The following is a 19,818-nucleotide window of genomic DNA, read 5'->3' on the forward strand; positions in this document are numbered from 1 at the left end:
ATGGAAAATATTAAGTTTTAAAAAATGTTCGGTTATTTCTTGCAATCTGCCAAATAGAATCAATAGTAACTTCTCTCTTCATACTCGGCCCCCATTAAATAGTAATTTTTTTACCTAATTAAATCATTTGATCCATCACTATCAATATAACCAAAAACATCTTCTTTAGTAAAAATCGGTGTATCATTCATCGACGCCTGAGCTAACACCGAATTAGCAACAGCAAATTCCAGAATATCTTCAAAAGTCCATTTTTCTAGCAGTCCACAGATTATTCCACTAGCAAAGGCATCCCCGCTACCGATTCGATCGATGATATTTAATTTATGCTTACTGGAACGATAAATTTTGTCATGATGGAACAAGAAGCCCTCAAAATATTTCTCGCCATCAACAATGCTGCGACGACTTCCAGCAAAAAAATTGATTTGATATTCGACACAGAACTTTTTGTACAACTCCGTTTCATCGTCAATTTGGTAATCCAACAAATCAGTCAAATCTCTCTTACTACCAAAGACTATATCAACGTATGGCAAAATTTCTTGGTATCGTTTTTTCATGGTTTCGTGGTCAATATCCGAATTTAAACTGATCCGATAATTGAAATCAAAACAGACGATTTTATTTCTTGCTTGAGCTACTTGAGCTAATTTTTTGGCGGCTTTTCGCGTTTGGTCAGTTAAACTCAAAGCGATGCCGCAAATATGAACAATATCCACACCTGTCAAAGCTTTTTCAAAATCGTAATCCTCAACTTTACTCTTACTAAAAGCACTCGACAAACGGTCCTGATACGTTACTCGTTGAGGTCGTGGTCCAAACCCCAATTCAACGAAGAAACTACCGATATTGTGTTCTTGATAAATAATCTTTCGATCAGAAATACCGAGTTTTCGTAAATCAGCTGCTGCCTTTTTCCCAATAGGATTATCTGGTAATACAGTTAGAATTGATGTCTCATAGCCAAAATGGGCCAAACTACTCAACAAATTAACACCCGTCCCCACCAGTTGTGACCGTCATTTCGTCAGTTTGTTCGAGCATTTTGTGATCATTGACGGTATAACGCAACATAACTTCGCCAAAGGCTAAAATATTCATCTGAAAAACCTCTAAAATCTTTTGATTATTTGATACAACTTAGCAACGTCTTCTGGTCTAGTATCACCATTTTCATCGATGATTGAGCTGTAAACGTGAGGAATAATTCTTTTTACACCGGTATCTACAGCAATTTGAACGATTTCTTCAAAATTATCTAAGTCAATACCACCAGTTGGTTCGAGGTCAAAGTCATTTTCAGCACAAGCTTTAGCAACGGCCTCATACTCTTCTTTGTGAGCTAAACCTTTCATTGGGAAAAACTTAATAGAAGAGCCACCCATATCCTTGAGCAGTGCAATAGCTGTTTCAATCGAAACTTCTGTTGGGGCTGTTTGACTGCTTAAAGGACCAGTTGCCAAATTAACGAAACCGACTTTGCCAGTTGGAGAAACTAAACCATTGATAATAGTTTCATTTTGTCCCAGAGCTTGACGACTAGCACCAACACCGGTGAATACTTGATTGACGTGTTGTGGTTGGATAGCCTTTGAAACTCTGACTACCATACTACTTTGGTTAGGATCACCCGCTCCCAAACCGACTGAAACGGCATTATCGACTTCCTTTTGATATTCTTTCATGTCGGCAATGGCAGCTTCATCTGTTGGATAGTTTTTAGTCAAAACTCCTAATACCACGTGACCTTCAGCGGCTTCATAACAGTCCTTAGCATTTTTAACGGAATTAGCCAAAACATTCAAACAAATTCCATTTTCTAAATAATTTGGTCGCAAACTCATCTTAATTTCCTCCAACGATTTCTTTTAATCTTGAAACAATTTGGTACATTTCTACTTCATTAACAGCTCGAATATCAAATTCAATAATGCCTTCATTGACGCGATATTCACGGGCATAGATGGCTATTTCACCATTTCTCAATTGATCACAGATTTCTTTAGCTGACAAAGTTCCAGTTGGTCTTACTTCGGCACGATAAATTTCACGACCAGCACCATCTTGAACTATTTTGACATCCATATTAGATATCTGCGACAAATTGTCGACGAATGGTTCGAGTCTTTCAACCATTGAGGCTCCCGATTCTGAACCATCTTTTAAATACTTGGCAATCGCGGCTGTCAAACCAATGATATTTTCCTTACCAATCTTCATGGCCCGACCAATACCGAATCCTTGCATCCGAGCCCACTTGATATATTCACTTTTACCAAAAATCACCCCAGAGGCAGGTCCTTCAATTGCCTTAGCACCACTGTATATTACGATGTCAGCACCCATTTTGATGTACTTCAACAAGTCTTCTTCCGCAGCGGCATCTAAAACTAATGGTAAATTATGACGATGAGCAACTTCTATCGCTTCTGGTATCGTCAACATGCTCTTTTGGACTGTGTGATGACTCTTGATGTATAAAATAGCCGCCGTTTGGTCAGTGATCTGCATTTCCAAATGTTCTGGTTTACACATATTGCTATAACCAGCTGGAACCATTCTTCCACCAGCAACGGAAATCATCACATCTACCGGTGCACCGTAATCAACGTCATGACCCATTGGCAAAATCACATCTCGTTTCGTAATACGGTCGGTATAGGGATGGTAAACGTGATATTGGCTGCCTTGCCCAATAATTCCAGCTAGAGATTCGGCAATTCCAGCTGAAGCAGAGTTGACTACTAAAGCATCCTCACTGCCAACCAAGTGTGCTAAATACTCACCCGTTTTAACTAAAAGATCTGACATTTCAAAAAAGTTCTGAGCTCCCAATTTTTGAGCATCTGCTACTTCATCGGAAACTTTTGAAACACCCAAAATCGTCATTTTTCCGTCCGCATTGATGACTCGTTTTAATTTGTATTTATCATATAGATCCATCGTTTTCTCCTATCGCATAACTTTGACCACCGATGATACTGTAAATTGGCTCTACAACAGTGTTAGTTTGAAATTTATTGCCATCTGAATCAGTTAAAGTTTTCGTTTGATTTTTGACATCAAAAATTGTTAAATCTGCATCTTTACCAACTGATAATTCACCTTTATCCAAATTGAAATTGTGAGCCGGAACAGTTGTGATCATTGGAATAATTTGTTTCAATTCAAAACCGAGATACAACATTTTCTCAATACAGGTTGCCATGTTATATACAGGACCATGTTCTCGATTGTGATGATAAATATCGGTACTGAGACTTTGAGCAAAGATGTTTTCCGCGGTCGCTTGCTGAGCCGTTTTGATGTTAAAACTTTCTGAACCATGACCGATATCGAAAATGATTCCTTTGGCCAGACCGGCTTTAACAAATTCTTCTACTTGTCCATTTGAATTTAAAATACCATTGTCTTTGCCATTGAAACAGTGCGTGATGATGTCGCCTTTTTCTAGAACATCCATAATTTCTGACAACATTGGTGGATTAGTCCCTACATGAACCATCAGGGGCAAATCCTGTGTTAACAATTTTTGAAACAATTTGGCTTTAATCAGTGGTTTAATTCCATTGTCGACGACGACTGATTTACTGATGCGTGCTTTGATTCCAACGATAAACTCTGGAAACTGATCAATCATTTTTTGTAGTGGCGCATATTCAATCTTGGTCATATCGGCCAATTCGTTTTGAGCTAGGATACCAGTTCTGGAAATATTGATCATCGCAAAAACATTAGTCTTTTTCTGACGCGTTATTTGATAAAAATCCTCAATATTGTCGGCACCAGTTGATCCGGCATCAATCACTGTCGTAACTCCAGTTAAATAGCCAACTTTGTCAGGATCATCGTAATAGAGTGACAATTTTTCATAACAGTGCACGTGATCATCGATCCAACCAGCACTAACATAAGAAGCATTATGCAAATCAATTTCATAATCGGCCGTTATAACGCTTAGTTTGGGGCCAATTTGAGCAATCTTTCTATCCTCAATCAAAATCTCTAAGGGAAAACCACTGACATCCTTGCCATTTTTGATGTAAAGACTAGTCACGATTACCTCCTGAACTTGAATTTATTCCAAGGTCCAACGTAATCTAATAGGAATAATTCAGTTTGAGAAATTTGGGCAACTTTATTTTTACGTTCATCGGTATGATCTTGTAAGACGACTTGTAATTCATTCTTGTATTTACCGAAGTTATCATTGCCAATAACGATATCGCCACGTTTGAAATCATGGGAGGATTGGCTGACAGGATTATCGTTATTCTTATATTTCTTACGAACTTCAGTCGAACGAATTACTAAGTCAGTGATGTCACCACGTCTGACGTGTTGATTGTCCAGTAAAATCTCACGTTCAACTTGATTGATATCATCGGCTAATTCAACGTTAAAGACTAATTGATAACGATTGATCTCACTGAGTTTTTTCAATTCATCTTCAGAAGCATAGGCGTTACCGATAATGACGCAATCAATCAAATTAGTTGCAAACAAGTGCTTAGCTTGAACTTCAATTGGCAAATCACGGTGCATTTCCAAGGTTGGTAAGCCGTCGTTGATATCCCAAGGACCAATTTTACCAACTTGTGAAGTGATAAAGGCAGCTGTTTCAATACCATATTTTTTGAAACGTTTTGAAGCACTAATAAAGAAATCTAATGGTAATCCAGTTCCTCGTTGCGGATAAAAATTGTGACAGCCATAAATGAACGGTTGGTTTGCTGAATAACTGAGAATATTGTCCAAATAGGCAACGTCATTACTCATATTCAATTCGATATTTAAATTTTGCGGATTGTAAGACAACAATGCTTCCTTTTGACCGTCAAATCCTTGATCCAGCCTAATTGCATCAGCTCCTAATTCAGCGAAGAAATCTAAATCATCATAGGAAATTCCTAATTGATCAAAAATATTAGGTGCAATATCTAAAGTGGTTGAAAAGCCCAGGTCTTTTGCGAAACTAATCAAATCACTGAATTTCTTGGCAACTTTTTCTTTGCCCTCAGAAACTTCCAACATACTCATAAAGATTCTTGTAAAACCATAACGATTAGCTTGAACTAAATAACGTTTGTCATCATCCAAATTACTGTGATCTGGATAAAGCGAGATACCTAAAGACCGTTTAGTCATATCTTCTTACCTCTTTCCATTTTTTTAAACTCTCTCAAGTAATACTCCGAAATATTGATTGATAAATAGATGGTACTTAAAATTACGAGAATTACTGCCGGTTTAAAAAAGAAACTCACGACCGCTGTCAAAAAGATTATTAGCGATGAAGTTAAAATTAGTTTGCCCGCTTTTAATTCTTTGAGAAATTTAGGTACGATTCCTTTTTGAACCAAAATCTCGCAAGTAATAAAGTAGATAAATAATAGTAGAAACACGATCATCTCATCACCCTATTCTTTTTCCAATTGTTGTTTTTCGAAGACTTTAAAGAATGGATAGTAAATTGCTAAATCGATTAGAAAGTTGACGAATACCAAAATCAAAGCTGGAATGCTCCAATCGGTACTGACAAAAGCACCCAATGGACTAGGAACAGTAAATGGTAAACGGGCCATCATCATCGGCACAACTCCGGTTATCGTCAAAACATACGACAACGTCCCGGTTACCAAAGGTCCTAAGATGAATGGAATACCCAAGATAGGATTCATAACAATTGGGGCACCGAAGATAATTGGTTCGTTGATATTGAATAGTCCTGGTAAGAATGACAATTTTCCTAAATCTTTTAGATAAGCTGACTTAGAAAACATGAATAGAACAACTAGTGCCAAGGTACCACCAGCACCACCGATCCAAAGGAACCATTGTAAGAATTGTTCGGTAAAAATTGTTGAAAGTTGATGTGCACTAGTACCGTTAGTGAATTCACCCATGTTTTGTGCAATTGACATTTCCCAAAATGGTCGAGTAATTGGAGCTAAGATAGCTGCCCCGTGAATTCCTAAAGTCCAAAAACCAGTAATTAAGAAGATCGTTAGTAAACCACCAAAGAGACTGTTACCAACTAAGACACCTTTCAATGGCATCAAGATCGTTGTTAAGAATGTAGAAATATTGAAGTTCAAAACGTATCTAACAAACCAGAAAAATAGCAAGATGAATGCGGCTGGGAATAAAGCTACGAAAGAATTTGAAACTTCTGGTGGAACACCGGCTGGCATTTTGATAGTGATATTTTTTTCCTTGAAGAAACGATAAATTTCAACAGTCAAAAGTCCAGTCACAATTGAAGCAAACAGAGATGAGGCCGAAAGATTGGCAATATTGATATACCGACCCGCATCGATCACACCTTTGACATTGTCAGTTACTTGAATTGGTGCTGCAGCGGAAATTAAAAAGGCTAACACAGCTAAGGTTCCATTGGTTAATTTGTCCAATTTGTAATATTCGGCCAATGATGAAGCAATTCCAAAGGCTGCGTAAAGTGCTAAGATTCCCACTGTATAACGGAATGGAATATCCAGAATATCTTTGTATGGTTCCAACATTTTAGCGACTGCTTCGATCGGCATGTTATTGATAATCGTGAAGAACGAACCAACAATCGTTAGTGGTAGCGTTGAAATGATGCCCTTTCTGATTGCCATCATGTGTCGTTGTGCTCCTAACTTGTTCGCAACAGGCACGACCTTAACATTCAAAAAATTAATAAAGTTATCCATTTAGTACCTCCTCCTTTTTCGCAAATATAATAACATTATAATGTTATAATGTAAACGCTTAAATAAAGATTATTTAAATCTCATATTCTATTTTGTATGGCATTTTATTACTGTCATAAATAGATTCTGTATACTCAATTAAATTTCCTTTATTATCAAAGCCACGTCTAATACGCTTTAAAGCTAGATTATCTTGCTTTTGAAGAATCTTTTTATCTGTCTCATCGATATTTATGGCACTAAATTCATCATTAAAACTATTGATCTCTTGCCCATTATCACGCAAAAACTTGTACAATGATTGATTTTTCAGGCTTTGTAATTCATCTGCAACGTCAATATTTGGTAAATAATGATTAACGATAATAAAAGGTTTATTATCTAACAAGTATAACCGTTTGATATAAACGATATTTTTGTTAGTTGACTCTGCCTTTACTGGTGTGTCTTTAGTAGCCAAAATATCAGCTTTCAAAATTTGCTTCGTTAAATTACCTGATTCGTTGACAATTGAAGAATATGACTTAGCTTTAGATAACTTATTGAAAAGATTATTACTGATGACGCGCGTTCCGATACCACTCTTTTTCTTCAAATAACCTTCAGCAACCAACTTTTCGACTGCCTTCCGAATCGTGATCTTACTGACATCGTATTTTTCTTCTAATTCATTCTCAGTTGGAATTAGACTGCCGACTTCATATGTGCCTGACAAGATGTTCTTCTTGATATCATCAGCCACTTTTTGGTATAAAATTTCAACGACCATTAATGTATTTCCCCCAGATGCTTAAGTTTATTTATACGTTTATTATAGTATTTATTATTCTAATAGAAGTTATCATTTATGTAAGCGGATGACAAGATTTAAATTTTTCCAAAAGAAAAACCATGGATAATTTGTCCATGGTTTTTGATAAATATTAGAACAATCCGATTAGGCAACCGATTGTTACAATTACAGTCATAATAAGAATAACTTTTGTTGCTGTCATTTGTTTAGATGAAACTAACCACCAGCCTAGCAAGACCATTGCCAATGGTAGTAATCCTGGGAAGATACCGTTTAAAACATTTTCCAAAGATTCTGTTTTTCCACCCATTGGAATTTTAGCAATAGTTTTTAAAACAATTGTATTAGCAGCTAATGCTCCAACAACCATTACACCTAGAATGTTGAAAGCATCAGTAATTCTCTTTGAGTTCTCTCCAACAATAATATCAATAGCATTAACACCCAACTTGTAGCCACTGTGAAAGGCTATATAAGAAATTGTTGGTCCAATAATTCCATAAGCTACAATATAGAAAATTGGTCCTAGTGGACTACCACCTTTAGCTAAACTCATACCAATAGATAGTAAAATTGGAACGATAATACCTTGAATAATTGAATCACCGATTCCGGCTAAAGGACCCATTAGAGTAGTCTTAATATTAACTGGCATTTCTTCAGAAACATCTTTGCCCATGGCAATTTGTTCCTCAAGTGAAGCAACAATACCATTAATCAATTGACCTGTTTGTGGTTCTGTATTATAAAACATCGAGTGACGTTGTAACAAACGTCTCTTTTTTTCGATATCATTTTTATAAAACTTATTTGCAAATGGTATGTAAGAATAAGCCCATGAGTGACCTTGGATTTTTTCGTAACTCATTGAACTTAAGTGAGTAAATCCCCATCTGTACCATATTTGATTTAAATCATGTTTACTTAATAGCTTATCTTGACCCACAGATTTTGAATCACTTTTACTCATCTTGATCCCTCCTTAGAACAAATCGTCGTCTTCATACTCGTCATCTGTATTAACAGCTGATTCTGTTGCTTCCTTAGTTTCTGATTCACCGTTACCTGTTCCTTTATTTGATGAAGCAAAGTAATACATATATGCAACTAATGCTGCGATAAATACGATAGCAATCATACTTAATTTAGCGAATGAAAGTAGCACGAATCCAGCCATAAAGAAGATTAAATGGGTCTTATTCTTAATTACAATACCCATAAGTAATGCAATACCTAGAGCTGGCAAAACTCCACCAAGAACTTGAATAATATGTGTAATAATTTCTGGAATACTATTAATTAACCAATTTACTAATCCTTTACCGTAAAAAATGGCTAAGAATACTGGAACAGCTCTTAAAATAAACGTTGTTATTTGTGGATAAACCAAGTGATTTAAAGTAATGCCTCTTGTGTCTGCCTGATCAGCAGCTTTTTCGGCTCTTGCATTCCAAAATGAGTACAATGCCATACGGCCATTATAGAAAATCAAACCAAAAGTTTGTCCAATTAAAATTGCTAGAGTTACCGCAATGGCAGGGTTCTTTGTAGTTGCCATAGCCAAACCAATACCACCATAAGCAGCATAAGTAATTTCACTATTGGTTGCACCACCAGTTGAAAGGTTGGCAATAAATACGGCTTGAACGGCCAACCCACAAAGAATTCCACTCTTGATATCGCCAAAAGCTAAACCGACAAGAAGTCCTGCAACAAGTGGTCTTCCGACAATATAGAAACCTCCAGACATACCAAAAAGCCATGGAGTCTCAATAGCACCTAAATAACAAAATATTCCAGTTAATAAGGCTGGAAAAAATAGAGAAGTGTCCATAATTTTTATCCTCCATTAATCAAAATTTACTAATCCATAGAATCATATTTAGCTTTCATTGTTGACCAATGTTTGATTTCATCATCTGGCAACAATTGGAATTGAACATCGATTCCATGATTGGCAATATTGTCAAAGGCTTCATAATCCTTTTGATCAATAGCTACTGTCCGACCTAAAACTTTTGTTCCTGGTCTTGTATTCATTGGTCCAACATTCAATGTTTTACCGAAATCTACACCGTTATCTACTAATTGAGAAAATGTTTGTGGAGAATCACTGATCAAGAAGAAATTCTTTTTTGAATCGATTCCCTTTTGAATTTTATCCGGTGCATCCTCTACTGTATAAATACCAACTTTTAGTTCATTGGCTGCTGCCTTTAACACTTTTCTTCTTAAAGTATTATGTGCGATATTATCACCAACAACTAAAATACCATCAACAGGTCTAGCCTTTGTCCATAAAGTCATTGTTTGGCCATGAATCACTCTGTCATCTACACGTACAATTGATATTGCCATAATAAATTCCTCCTCAATTTAAAAATCTATATCATTATCTGGTTCTTCATCTTCAGCTATTTGAATTCCTGTTTGACCAGCTTTTTTAGCTAATGATACTGCCTCATCCAAAATATCAACATTTGAAGTTCCCAATTCAAGCAACATTGGTAAATTTAAACCACTAATAACGCGAATCTTATCTGAATGGCTTAAGAAGTAATCGAACGAAACATTATAAGGAGTTCCGCCTGCTATATCACAAATTACTAACACTTGATTATTTTTATCTAAATAATCTGTAACTTTATTAGAGAATTTAGAAATTCCACTCTCATCCAATTGAATATAATCAATATTTGAATTATTTCCCGCTATCATCGAATAACCATCTAAAATACCGCTAGCTGAATTGCCATGCGATAATAATAGTATTTTCATTTGATCAGCTCCTTCTATTAAGTAATTACATATTGTGATTAAATCTCTTATAGATTACATACATATAATATGAAATCGTTTACACAATGTCAATGCTTTATCTATAAAAATCCTAAATATACGTACTTTTTGTCTTTTTTTAATATTCAATTGACTTTTTTATTATGTAAGGATATCATCCAATATGTAATTACTTATTAAATAATATGGAGGCAAAACTTATGCTTGAATATACTTTAAAAGAACTGGAAAGAATGATTGATCATACTAACTTGCACGCATACGCTTCTGACAAAGACATGGTAAAATTATGTAATGAAGCTAAAGAATACAATTTTAAAATGGTCGCCATTAATCAAGTACAATCAAAAATATGTTCTGAACAATTAAAAGGTACCGACATTGATACAGGTGCTGCCATCAGCTTTCCTTTGGGCCAAACAACTGTCGAATCAAAACTTTTTGATATCAAAGATGCTTTGAAAAATGGTGCTAATGAAATTGATTATGTCGTTAATTTAACCGAAGTTAAGAACGGAAACTTTGATTATGTTAAGGATGAAATGCAACAAATCGTTGATCTTTGCCACAGTAATTCTGTTTTAATCAAAGTTATTTTTGAAAATACTTACTTAACAAAAGATGAAATCAAGAAATTAGCTGAGATTGCCAAGGAAGTTAAACCAGACTTTATCAAGACTTCAACTGGCTTTGGTCCTAGTGGCGCAACTGTTGAAGACGTCAAATTGATGAAGTCAGTTGTCGGTGATGACGTTTCCGTTAAGGCCGCCGGTGGAATTAGAAATTCAGATGACTTTTTGGCTATGATTGCTGCAGGTGCTGATAGAATTGGTACAAGTAGTGGTGTTAAAATCATTAACGCTATCAAGAATCGTATGACTGATGATAATGTTGACGTCATCAAGATTAATAGAGATTATAAGAAAAACATGAAATAATTATGCATAGGAGATAAATATGGACAGTGGAAATTTACCAAAATACAAAATAATTGAAGATGACTTACTAAATAAAATAAAAAACGGTACATATGAGCCAGGTACGTTGATTCCAAAGGAAATGGAATTAATGGCTATTTATAATGTAAGTCGTCCCACTGTTCGTCAAGCAATTAAAGTTTTAGTCGACAAAGGTCTTTTAGAGAAAAGGAAACGTCGTGGAACAATCGTCAAACAAAACAAAATTTCTCAAGAATTCACACATACAATTGAAAGCTTTAATGATGAAGTCAAAAATAAAGGCCTCGTCCCCAAAACTCATGTATTACTTTTACAAAAAGAGACTCCTAGTGAAGAAGTTTGTGAGAATTTAAAGATAACTAAGAATGAATATGTTTTTAAATTAGTTAGACTTCGTTATGCCGACAATCAGCCAGTTGTTTTGGTTACTAGTTATGTGCCATACTCTGTTTTCCCAAAATTAGACCAATTTGATTTTAATAAAGTTTCCTTATACGAAACTTTAGATTCACATGATTGTCCCATTTTACACGTTCGACGTAAATTAGAAGTATTACAAGCTGATGAAACTACTGCTGATTTGTTAAATATCGATATTAATGATCCAATTTTTTATTTCCACACTATTGGTGCTACAAAAGATAATGTTAGAGCTGAATACTCAATTGCTAAATATCGCGGGGATAATAATTCGTTTGAAATTTATATTAATAGATAAAAAATATGCTAGGAAGTTGAGATGCTTCCTAGCATATTTTTAATTATTCGTCTATATTAGTTCCATCAATAATTCTATGTAGAAAACTCTTTCCATTCTCTGGAGCTTCAACATCAAAATAATCAGCTCCTGTGGCCCCTACATCCGATAATGTAGCTCGTTCACCAACATATTTATTATGTGTTCCCTCTTTATAGATTAATAAAGGTGTATGTTCACGAGTGTGTAAAGTAAATCCAATAGTAGGATCATCCCCATGATCGGCCATTACTATAAGAATATCATCACCAGTATAAATTGGTAATACTTTGGATAACTTTTTATCCGCACGTTCCAATACATCAGCGTAACTTACAGGATCTTCAGCATGTCCAGCCAAATCAGTTTCTTGAATATTCATGAACAATAATCCATCTTTCATCTCCTTCGATTGTTCAATGAAATTATCAAACAAATAATCAGTATCAACCCCGGGGAATTTTCTATCCGTATCAACATTAATAATGTCTGCCGTTTTCCCTACTAAAGCTACATCAATTCCATTTCTTTTAAGAATTTGAGGCAATTGAACTTTAGGGTTAATTCCATAGCCTAAATGAATTACGTGATAGTCTTTATTATAGACACCAGATTCCGGCGCAGATACTCCAACATATTTTCCATGTTCAATCTTACGAGCATTAAGAATATTCTTAAGTGTCACTTCTCTGCCACCAAAGGCAATAACTCTTGATACCTTAACAACACTTCTAACTGATTCTCCCAAACGTGTTATCTCATCAAATGGCATTTCATCTAATGCAGCAGTAACATTATATACTTGTCCAGGATCAGCCTCTAAATTATCGCCGATAGTTGCACAATTATTTACAACTAACAACTGATAACCTGGATCACCGTATCTTTTCACATCAAAACCGTCTTTTTTTACTTGTTCTTCAACAATATCAATCACTTCATTGAATGGTTGTAATAGTGGGATTTTAGGCTTTGTTCCCATGATTTCTTGATGAGCCAAGTACGAATCAGCACCGTGATGCATTAAATTAGATATTCCCCAATTTGCGGTTGTCGAAAATTTGAAATCCGCTCTTTCTTCACCAATTGCATTCATTAATCCTAGTTTACGTAAATTCGGTATTTTTATTTGTGGAACCGCTTTAATAATATTTAAAGCTGTATTAGACCCTATATCATCAGGACGTACCTTAGGTACATCAGCCATAGCCCCTACTCCGAAACTATCTAATACGATTACTCCAAATTTTCCCATATTATCTAACCCCTTCCTCTAGTTTTCTTCCTTGACTATCATAAAGTCCAATTAATTCGGGATTTCCTGAATGAAGACCTTTAACAAGTGCAATAGTGCTACGAGTAACAAACATCTGAGTTCTAGAACACATGATTACTGGTAAACCTGATTTGTATTTTTTATTTAATTCTAAATAATAATCGATACTGGAATTGTCCAGTGACAATATTTCAGCGTAATCCCTCTTTTCCCCATCTTTAATTAAGGCATGCTTTAAATGACCTCTACGGTAATAACCGCCTCCATATATGAAACTGTTTTTATCATAACTATGTGATATTTCACTCACATAGCAATAAGCAGGTTTTTCTGGTAATTCCTTAACTGCATGCATTGGAGTAGTCCCTGTCAGCGAATGTCCCGGTTCTCCCTCATTACCTCCAAGCTCCTTAATCAATTTAATTGATTTGGTTGCTGTTGCAGAGGGAAGACTCATTACAGAACAGTCAACATCATGTTTTTTGAAAATTATTTTTGCCTTATTAGCTGTTTTCATATTACTTGTTGGTTGATATGTACCAGTTTCTTCATCAAATAGAATTGCTGGGAATGTAGTCAATCCTACGATTTTAATATTTGAAAGTTGCTTCAATTCTTCTAATTGACTATCTAATTCTTCAAGAGTGAACCCACCCACTTGTCCTGGATAAATATCATCTTTGATATCTTGGATCTTTAAAATAGTTTTTTGTGTAACGCCTACTTCTTTTGCTGCTTTATTTAAATCAATTGCATTCTCCAGCGAATACATTGTGAAATATTTTGTTCCATATTTAACGATTTTTTTCAATAATGACTTTGGCGTTTGGACAAGATGGCCTACATTACCAAGTTTTAAGTCATTTTTCATAAAAACTTCAGCTTCTCTAAAATCAACAACAACTGCGTTCTCAATTCCAGCTGATTCAATTTCTTTTGCAACGATTGGATTTCGTCCTAATTGTTTGGTCATATAGAGAAGTTCCACATCATACTTTTTGGCTTCTTCAACAATTTTTTCTGTATTTTGATGAATCATATCCAAATCTACAACATAAGTATCTGGTAAAATTTGTTGAGTTTCATGTAATTTAAATGCAAAGTCAATTAATTCCGGATTTTGCTTTTCAAGTTCTTTCAAAAACATTATTTCACCACCTTGCTAATACTTTCCTTAAGAATTCTAATAATTGTATCTGCACCACATCTGTATGGATTAATCCTAATTGTTGTTTTGAGAAGATTTGGATCATACGCTTTAAATGTTCCAGAAACACGATAAAACATTGGAACAATCTCATATTTAGATTCAGCTCCTACTGGATTTGGAGCAGCACCTAATGAATTCGTATGCTTCAAAACTTCCTGAGCAATTGGAGTTGTGAATTCAACTAATAAAACTTTTGATTGTGCATTAGCAATGTAGGCATTGGAAACTTCAGGAATCTCTTTGTTATTTAATCTTTGTACTAACTCATTAACAACATTAGCTTGATTTGCTAATGCAATTGGTGCATATGTCAGTCCGCGCAAAACATCAAGTGATTCATGACCTTGTACTTGTGAACCACCAGAATAGTTTTCTTTTCTTAAGACATCAATACAATCTTTATTTCCAACAATACAGCCAATTCCTTCAGGTCCCAATAACTTAAATGTTGAAAAGCAACTCAATGTTGCACCTAATTCCACACCTATTTTTTGAACTTTCATAACTGCATAATTATCATCGGTTATGATCGGAACATTGGGATAATTTGCTTTGAAGAATGAGATAACATTTTCCATTGAATAGGAATCTTCTGGTTGCTGTCTCGTATATTGAACTAGAATAGCGGAGATATTATTTGGTAATGTTTGATTTTCCAAATCATTGTAATCCACTTTGATAGTATGAATTCCCATACTATTTATTGACACTTCTGTTGTCGGATAAATAGGAGCTTTATGAACTAATAAAGTTTCACTTGGTTTAAGAACCGAATGAAGCGCCAAACGAATTGCGGCTGTGCCGGAACCACGGACTAGCATTGCTGATTGTGTTCCAAAGAAATCAGCAATAACTTCTTCAACTTTTTTAGTATATTGGGGTTGATTAAGACCTAGAACAACTCCTAGATCTCCACGACTAAGCAATTCATTACCCGAAAAATGTCTAGTCATGATATCAACTAACTTAAACTGTTTTTTTAATGCATCTTCTGTTGAGATGCTTTCTAGAGGATACGTTTTAAAATTAGGCATTAAAATCACCATAGATTCTTTGTGGATTATTATTCATCATTTTATTAATAAAATTCTCTGATACACCCGCTTCTTTTAATTGAGGAATAAAATTATCTAACAAGTATGAATATCCGTTTCCTCCGTTTTCCTTAAGATGAGATTTTCTAGTAATATCCATAGACATCACAACTTGATCGGTGTATCCTGCATCTTCGATATCTTTTAACATCTGAACTCTAATAGAATCTGCTAAATAATTGTTTTTTCCGATAGTATCAAATTCAACATTAATACCTGATTTAAGCATATCAATAACGTATTCCGAACTTGCAGAAAGATCCACATGACCTATTACGATTTTATTTAAATTTGCATGTTGTCGTTCAAAATAGTGAACTTGTTCATGGCCTAATGTGCCTAAAGAGGTATGTGTGCTAATAGGACACCCTGTTTCTTTTGAAGCTATAACTGAAGCATCAAATACTTTTGATTCCCCTTCAGTCCATTTTCCTTTGGTTGTGGCAATTTCTCCAATAACACCGGCCTTAATATTAGTTCCTTTAATTCCAATTTCAATATCCTTGATCATCTCATCAGCTAATTGATTGACTGACAATCTAAATACTTCTACAGGAAGAAATGCATCCTGATAAAATCCAGTAGTTTGAACAATATTAATACCAGACTCTTTTGCAACTTTTTGGGCGTACGGAATATTTCTTCCCATACCTCTGGCACTCATATTAATTACATTTCTAACGCCTTTTGAATACAAATCTCTAAATTCTTTAATAACCAAATCCTGTGAGTCCAAATGACAATCTTCATTGTGTTTTACTTCTGATAAATCAATTGGAACATGCTCATGTGAATAAACCATACCAGGTACTAGCATATAAATTTCCTCTTTTCAGTTAAAGTAATTAAAATAGCATAATGATTCTTAGTAGATTCAATAGAACACCAAAAGCAATTGTAGCAATTGGACCAACAGCCATATCTACTAAAGGTTTTTTAGATTTTTTATTTAACAACCAAAATCCAATTACCCAGAAGAAGCCAATATTTGCGGCCATCTTATTACATGCAATAGCAGCACCAATAAGTAATGCAATTGCAATTGTATCTTGAAGAGATGTTCTAATGTGTTCACCCATATCTCTTAGACCTGGGAACTTATCTAAGCCTTTGGCAGTAGCAGAAAGTAATTGTACTTCAATCCACATCCAAACAAATCCGGCTAAGAATGCGACGATTGGTTGCCCCTTTAAAAGTAGACCAATAGCAAAGATAATTGTTGTACCAGCCATACCATAAACACCGGTAACGATAGCAGTAGAGAATACCAATGGAATAAATCCTATTGCACGAGCAAATGTTGCAATTGCAGCTTCCATAACTTGATTTTTAACCAATAATTGTTGTGGAAGGACATCAACGGCAATAATCAACATACTTGATGCCGCTGTAATTAAACCACCCATAATAGACAACCAAATCCAGTTACCTTTTATACGACCAACACGTTTAGAGAAGACGTTAACCAAACTGGCATTGGAATTTCCTTCTCCTTTGATTTGTGCTGCAAAGTAGATCATACAAATCATTGCTACTAAAAGTGCCATCCCAATGGCATTCAATGTTACTGTGAATTTACCAATTTTGAATGTACCAAATTTAACTGCAATTAGATAAGCCAAGAAAGTTAATCCAAAAGTAATGAAACCTTTTTTAGGATTGTGTTGACTTGCAACCGCAAGTGCAGGGAATGCACAGAATGCAAGTAAGATTGGACCACTCATTAGAGATAGAGCGGGTAAAAAGTTAAATGGTAACATCTTGAATAATGCGACAATAGATGAAAGGCCAAATAGTAAACCTGCACCATATATTGCACCTACGGTACCTGCTAAAGCTGTTCCCCACTTATTGTCAGGGGTCCAAGTACCAATAACATCAGCTGCAAGCAAAATACTATGTGCAACTAAAATAGTAGATCCAATTGAAACCGGAATACCAAATCCAATAATTAATCCGAAACTTACAGCAAAACTGGTAGCAGCTAATTCTTTTCTAGTAATCTTACCTTCTAGGTATTCAGGCATGATAGGTCTTAAACCATCATTAAAAACAGCAATACCTCTATTTGCTAGAATAGAACCAACACCACCAACAGCCGCAATTAATATGTAATTCATCAGCGTTGTAATGTTCATTTTAATTTCCCCTTTTAATTTTCAATATACTAAATAATGTATATTAAGATAAAAACAACTAATGCTATTTAATTAAATATTTAGTTAATATTGGTAATACAGTATCTTTTGTATTAATTGTAAATCCAAACGCAACCTTATTTTTATTAATTATTTCATCTTTGATTTGTTCTTCTGACAATACTTTAGATGGGGATGCAACAGTTAGTGTTTTATCAGATCCAAGTAATGCGGTTGCCATAGCTAAAGCCCCACCAGCACCTGTTTCACATGCACCTATATAATAGTCAGCTTCTCCACTCTGAATTGCCATAGCTGCTTCTAAGTCATTTTTTACAATAATTTCTACATTCTTTTCACCAGCTAATTTTTTTAAATCAGCTTCAATTTCATCTTTACCCATTTGGCCACCAATAACAATCTTTGTCATTTTATTGTCTCCTTAATATGTTTAAAATATGTAAAATAATATATTGTGTTTCTTTTTCCGAAAATTGAACAGGTGCTAAAGGTTTTAATTCATTCCAAACAGTGTCAGCAACTTTGTATTCAGGCTTGGAAATTATTTGATTCCAAAGTTCATCTGGCATTTCATCTACATTTTCACGATTAACCATTCTGTTTATAGCAACGGATAAATGTATCAAAAGCATTTCATTATCTTCACTTTGAAAATTAGATTCCATATACATGTCAACATCACTAACAAAATCAAATGAATCCTGATCAAGTTTCCCCACTCTGTTAAGAACTTTTAATTTTTCTTCTGTCGTTTCTTTCATATAATTTATCTCCTAATATTCCGGCAATATTTTACCCGAAATAACAGCATTTTGAACCAAAACAATCTTTGATGTATCAGAATATTTCTTTACGATTTCTTTAGTAAAGTCATCGTCCTTTCTACATAACAATGCTGCTCTTGAAGCCTTCTCAATATATGAACTATTAATGGATTCATAATCTACTGGATAATTTTTTTCGCTAATTTCATCACGATTCCAAATAGCAGCGTCTAAACTACCATTTCCAATTCTTTGGACCATTTGGTTATAAGGAGTTTCAATCAAATTAACATCATGATTTTTAACAATTTCTTGAGTCAATAACTTATAGTCTATGGAATGAGAATCAACCCCAATATTCATACCATCATGTATACCTTTAAAATGATATTCATTAGAGTTTTTTCTATGGATTAAAACGTGAGTTGAAACGTTAGTTTCATCAGAAAACATTTTAATTAGTTGAACATCATACCTATTGATTAAATAATCAGCGGTCAAGCCAGATGTCATAATAAAATCAAATCTATTAGTCAAAAGACCATTTAATCTATTAATCGAACCATTGACGTAGGCAAGATTAAGACTAAGCTGACTCTCCTCAAATGATTTGTAAAATGCTGTACTCATACCTTCATAATGTTTCGTATATGGTAAAGGCATGGCACAAACAATATTCTTATTAATCATATAGCTTAATAATTTATCCCGATTTTGTTCCAATAAATACGTTCCCATATGTCCTTTGGAAATAGTCTTTATTGCTCTATCCATTTTTAAGGTTTCTAAAGCATTTTGCATTGTTCCTCTTGAAGTATTGGTATCTTTGCAAAGCTCATCGACAGTTGGAACTCGATCACCAACTGAAAGCGTGAAGAACTTCTTTGCTAAATAAATCAAGGCAATACCTTTTTTCTGAAATTGTGCCTCCTTCATTACCACATCCCTCCTGAATATACAGAATTTAATATATTCCTTTCAACAGCCATAGTGTAATCCCTTTCAAAAATTAAGTCAATAGTTTTTTATATTTGATATTATTTATCTATTGCAATAACTAATAATATCACAGTATATTAGTGTTATGTTTAGTTACAAAACCACTTCGATAATTTTTGAACAAAATTATTAGTTAAAAGTTTATGTAAATATTTTTCTCAAATTCATAGTATCCATTAAAAAAAGACTCAGAAAAACCGAGACTGCTGAAAAAGTAGTTAACTTAATGAGGAAATCGTTACTTGAATGCGAAAGCATTCGGTAACGCTTTCTTTTTTGTTATAATTAGGCATCGAGGTGATTGAGATGCTCCCTAAACAAAATAAAC

Annotated in this window: 22 protein-coding genes; 3 read left to right on the forward strand and 19 right to left on the reverse strand. The window is 34.6% G+C overall.

What is annotated here, in order from left to right:
* Window positions 1-110: 110 nt before the first annotated feature.
* The 5 genes from FC88_RS04405 to FC88_RS04425 form a co-directional block, all read right to left on the reverse strand.
* A complete protein-coding gene (locus FC88_RS04405; RefSeq protein ID WP_235526898.1) occupies window positions 111-992 on the reverse strand; it encodes a sugar kinase in 882 nt (293 codons plus the stop codon).
* Window positions 993-1,115: 123 nt separating this feature from the next.
* Window positions 1,116-1,847, reverse strand: coding sequence for a 2-dehydro-3-deoxy-phosphogluconate aldolase (gene dagF / locus FC88_RS04410; protein WP_057813187.1), 732 nt, complete (start codon window positions 1,845-1,847; stop codon window positions 1,116-1,118).
* A 1-nt stretch (window position 1,848) separates the two neighbouring features.
* Complete coding sequence (locus FC88_RS04415) at window positions 1,849-2,946, reverse strand: DgaE family pyridoxal phosphate-dependent ammonia lyase (RefSeq protein ID WP_057813189.1); 1,098 nt, start codon at window positions 2,944-2,946, stop codon at window positions 1,849-1,851.
* On the reverse strand, window positions 2,933-4,060 hold the full coding sequence (locus tag FC88_RS04420; RefSeq protein ID WP_057813191.1) for an amidohydrolase/deacetylase family metallohydrolase: 1,128 nt from the start codon (window positions 4,058-4,060) through the stop codon (window positions 2,933-2,935). The genes FC88_RS04415 and FC88_RS04420 overlap by 14 nt, the downstream gene beginning before the upstream one ends.
* Window positions 4,061-4,062: 2 nt before the next feature.
* Window positions 4,063-5,151, reverse strand: a complete 1,089-nt coding sequence (locus FC88_RS04425) for a DUF871 domain-containing protein (protein ID WP_057813193.1) — start codon at window positions 5,149-5,151, stop codon at window positions 4,063-4,065.
* A gap of 69 nt (window positions 5,152-5,220) precedes the next feature.
* On the opposite strand from FC88_RS04425, the gene FC88_RS12805 reads away from it, so the two are divergent.
* The gene (locus FC88_RS12805; protein ID WP_157060421.1) at window positions 5,221-5,361 is read left to right on the forward strand and encodes a hypothetical protein; all 141 of its coding nucleotides are present in this window, start codon (window positions 5,221-5,223) and stop codon (window positions 5,359-5,361) included.
* A gap of 62 nt (window positions 5,362-5,423) precedes the next feature.
* On the opposite strand, the gene FC88_RS04435 is transcribed toward FC88_RS12805, so the two are convergent.
* The 6 genes from FC88_RS04435 to FC88_RS04460 form a co-directional block, all read right to left on the reverse strand.
* Window positions 5,424-6,701, reverse strand: a complete 1,278-nt coding sequence (locus FC88_RS04435; RefSeq protein ID WP_057813197.1) for a PTS sugar transporter subunit IIC — start codon at window positions 6,699-6,701, stop codon at window positions 5,424-5,426.
* A gap of 73 nt (window positions 6,702-6,774) precedes the next feature.
* A complete protein-coding gene (locus FC88_RS04440) occupies window positions 6,775-7,470 on the reverse strand; it encodes a GntR family transcriptional regulator (RefSeq protein WP_057813199.1) in 696 nt (231 codons plus the stop codon).
* Window positions 7,471-7,624: 154 nt separating this feature from the next.
* Window positions 7,625-8,464 (reverse strand): PTS system mannose/fructose/sorbose family transporter subunit IID, encoded by an 840-nt coding sequence (locus tag FC88_RS04445; RefSeq protein WP_057813201.1) that lies wholly within the window; start codon window positions 8,462-8,464, stop codon window positions 7,625-7,627.
* Between the two features lie 12 nt (window positions 8,465-8,476).
* The gene (locus tag FC88_RS04450; protein WP_057813203.1) at window positions 8,477-9,328 is read right to left on the reverse strand and encodes a PTS mannose/fructose/sorbose/N-acetylgalactosamine transporter subunit IIC; all 852 of its coding nucleotides are present in this window, start codon (window positions 9,326-9,328) and stop codon (window positions 8,477-8,479) included.
* A gap of 29 nt (window positions 9,329-9,357) precedes the next feature.
* Window positions 9,358-9,852 carry a PTS sugar transporter subunit IIB gene (locus FC88_RS04455; RefSeq protein ID WP_057813205.1) on the reverse strand — a complete coding sequence of 165 codons (495 nt, stop codon included), beginning with the start codon at window positions 9,850-9,852 and terminating at the stop codon, window positions 9,358-9,360.
* An 18-nt stretch (window positions 9,853-9,870) separates the two neighbouring features.
* Window positions 9,871-10,272, reverse strand: a complete 402-nt coding sequence (locus tag FC88_RS04460; protein WP_057813207.1) for a PTS sugar transporter subunit IIA — start codon at window positions 10,270-10,272, stop codon at window positions 9,871-9,873.
* A gap of 221 nt (window positions 10,273-10,493) precedes the next feature.
* On the opposite strand from FC88_RS04460, the gene deoC reads away from it, so the two are divergent.
* The gene (gene deoC / locus FC88_RS04465; RefSeq protein ID WP_057813209.1) at window positions 10,494-11,231 is read left to right on the forward strand and encodes a deoxyribose-phosphate aldolase; all 738 of its coding nucleotides are present in this window, start codon (window positions 10,494-10,496) and stop codon (window positions 11,229-11,231) included.
* A 19-nt stretch (window positions 11,232-11,250) separates the two neighbouring features.
* On the forward strand, window positions 11,251-11,970 hold the full coding sequence (locus tag FC88_RS04470; protein WP_057813210.1) for a GntR family transcriptional regulator: 720 nt from the start codon (window positions 11,251-11,253) through the stop codon (window positions 11,968-11,970).
* 43 nt (window positions 11,971-12,013) lie between these two features.
* Here FC88_RS04470 and FC88_RS04475 read toward each other — a convergent pair whose 3' ends face one another.
* From FC88_RS04475 to yhfZ, 8 genes are all read right to left on the reverse strand, one after another.
* Window positions 12,014-13,243 (reverse strand): phosphopentomutase, encoded by a 1,230-nt coding sequence (locus FC88_RS04475; protein ID WP_057813212.1) that lies wholly within the window; start codon window positions 13,241-13,243, stop codon window positions 12,014-12,016.
* A 1-nt stretch (window position 13,244) separates the two neighbouring features.
* Window positions 13,245-14,411: a YhfX family PLP-dependent enzyme gene (locus FC88_RS04480; protein ID WP_057813215.1), complete on the reverse strand. Its 1,167-nt coding sequence runs from the start codon at window positions 14,409-14,411 to the stop codon at window positions 13,245-13,247.
* Entirely contained in the window at window positions 14,411-15,508 is a 1,098-nt protein-coding gene (locus FC88_RS04485; protein WP_057813217.1) for an aminotransferase class V-fold PLP-dependent enzyme, read from the reverse strand. The genes FC88_RS04480 and FC88_RS04485 overlap by 1 nt, the downstream gene beginning before the upstream one ends.
* Window positions 15,501-16,385, reverse strand: coding sequence for a phosphotriesterase family protein (locus FC88_RS04490; RefSeq protein ID WP_057813219.1), 885 nt, complete (start codon window positions 16,383-16,385; stop codon window positions 15,501-15,503). The genes FC88_RS04485 and FC88_RS04490 overlap by 8 nt, the downstream gene beginning before the upstream one ends.
* 28 nt (window positions 16,386-16,413) lie before the next feature.
* Complete coding sequence (locus FC88_RS04495; RefSeq protein ID WP_057813221.1) at window positions 16,414-17,706, reverse strand: YhfT family protein; 1,293 nt, start codon at window positions 17,704-17,706, stop codon at window positions 16,414-16,416.
* Between the two features lie 64 nt (window positions 17,707-17,770).
* Window positions 17,771-18,136, reverse strand: coding sequence for a DUF2620 domain-containing protein (locus FC88_RS04500; protein ID WP_057813223.1), 366 nt, complete (start codon window positions 18,134-18,136; stop codon window positions 17,771-17,773).
* A 1-nt stretch (window position 18,137) separates the two neighbouring features.
* Complete coding sequence (locus FC88_RS04505) at window positions 18,138-18,488, reverse strand: PRD domain-containing protein (RefSeq protein ID WP_057813225.1); 351 nt, start codon at window positions 18,486-18,488, stop codon at window positions 18,138-18,140.
* Window positions 18,489-18,500: 12 nt separating this feature from the next.
* Window positions 18,501-19,427, reverse strand: coding sequence for a GntR family transcriptional regulator YhfZ (yhfZ, locus tag FC88_RS04510; RefSeq protein ID WP_057813227.1), 927 nt, complete (start codon window positions 19,425-19,427; stop codon window positions 18,501-18,503).
* Window positions 19,428-19,818: the final 391 nt, after the last annotated feature.

This window comes from Companilactobacillus futsaii JCM 17355, from assembly GCF_001435505.1.
Lineage (GTDB): Bacteria > Bacillota > Bacilli > Lactobacillales > Lactobacillaceae > Companilactobacillus > Companilactobacillus futsaii.

Coding starts and splice junctions, on each gene's coding strand:
- yhfZ (WP_057813227.1), bottom strand. CDS start 19,427: ATGAAGGAGGCACAATTTCAGAAAAAAGGTATTGCCTTGATTTATTTA.
- FC88_RS04425 (WP_057813193.1), bottom strand. CDS start 5,151: ATGACTAAACGGTCTTTAGGTATCTCGCTTTATCCAGATCACAGTAAT.
- FC88_RS04455 (WP_057813205.1), bottom strand. CDS start 9,852: ATGGCAATATCAATTGTACGTGTAGATGACAGAGTGATTCATGGCCAA.
- dagF (WP_057813187.1), bottom strand. CDS start 1,847: ATGAGTTTGCGACCAAATTATTTAGAAAATGGAATTTGTTTGAATGTT.
- FC88_RS04500 (WP_057813223.1), bottom strand. CDS start 18,136: ATGACAAAGATTGTTATTGGTGGCCAAATGGGTAAAGATGAAATTGAA.
- deoC (WP_057813209.1), top strand. CDS start 10,494: ATGCTTGAATATACTTTAAAAGAACTGGAAAGAATGATTGATCATACT.
- FC88_RS04495 (WP_057813221.1), bottom strand. CDS start 17,706: ATGAACATTACAACGCTGATGAATTACATATTAATTGCGGCTGTTGGT.
- FC88_RS04505 (WP_057813225.1), bottom strand. CDS start 18,488: ATGAAAGAAACGACAGAAGAAAAATTAAAAGTTCTTAACAGAGTGGGG.
- FC88_RS12805 (WP_157060421.1), top strand. CDS start 5,221: ATGGTACTTAAAATTACGAGAATTACTGCCGGTTTAAAAAAGAAACTC.
- FC88_RS04445 (WP_057813201.1), bottom strand. CDS start 8,464: ATGAGTAAAAGTGATTCAAAATCTGTGGGTCAAGATAAGCTATTAAGT.
- FC88_RS04490 (WP_057813219.1), bottom strand. CDS start 16,385: ATGCTAGTACCTGGTATGGTTTATTCACATGAGCATGTTCCAATTGAT.
- FC88_RS04415 (WP_057813189.1), bottom strand. CDS start 2,946: ATGGATCTATATGATAAATACAAATTAAAACGAGTCATCAATGCGGAC.
- FC88_RS04450 (WP_057813203.1), bottom strand. CDS start 9,328: ATGGACACTTCTCTATTTTTTCCAGCCTTATTAACTGGAATATTTTGT.
- FC88_RS04485 (WP_057813217.1), bottom strand. CDS start 15,508: ATGCCTAATTTTAAAACGTATCCTCTAGAAAGCATCTCAACAGAAGAT.
- FC88_RS04435 (WP_057813197.1), bottom strand. CDS start 6,701: ATGGATAACTTTATTAATTTTTTGAATGTTAAGGTCGTGCCTGTTGCG.
- FC88_RS04480 (WP_057813215.1), bottom strand. CDS start 14,411: ATGTTTTTGAAAGAACTTGAAAAGCAAAATCCGGAATTAATTGACTTT.
- FC88_RS04475 (WP_057813212.1), bottom strand. CDS start 13,243: ATGGGAAAATTTGGAGTAATCGTATTAGATAGTTTCGGAGTAGGGGCT.
- FC88_RS04460 (WP_057813207.1), bottom strand. CDS start 10,272: ATGAAAATACTATTATTATCGCATGGCAATTCAGCTAGCGGTATTTTA.
- FC88_RS04440 (WP_057813199.1), bottom strand. CDS start 7,470: ATGGTCGTTGAAATTTTATACCAAAAAGTGGCTGATGATATCAAGAAG.
- FC88_RS04470 (WP_057813210.1), top strand. CDS start 11,251: ATGGACAGTGGAAATTTACCAAAATACAAAATAATTGAAGATGACTTA.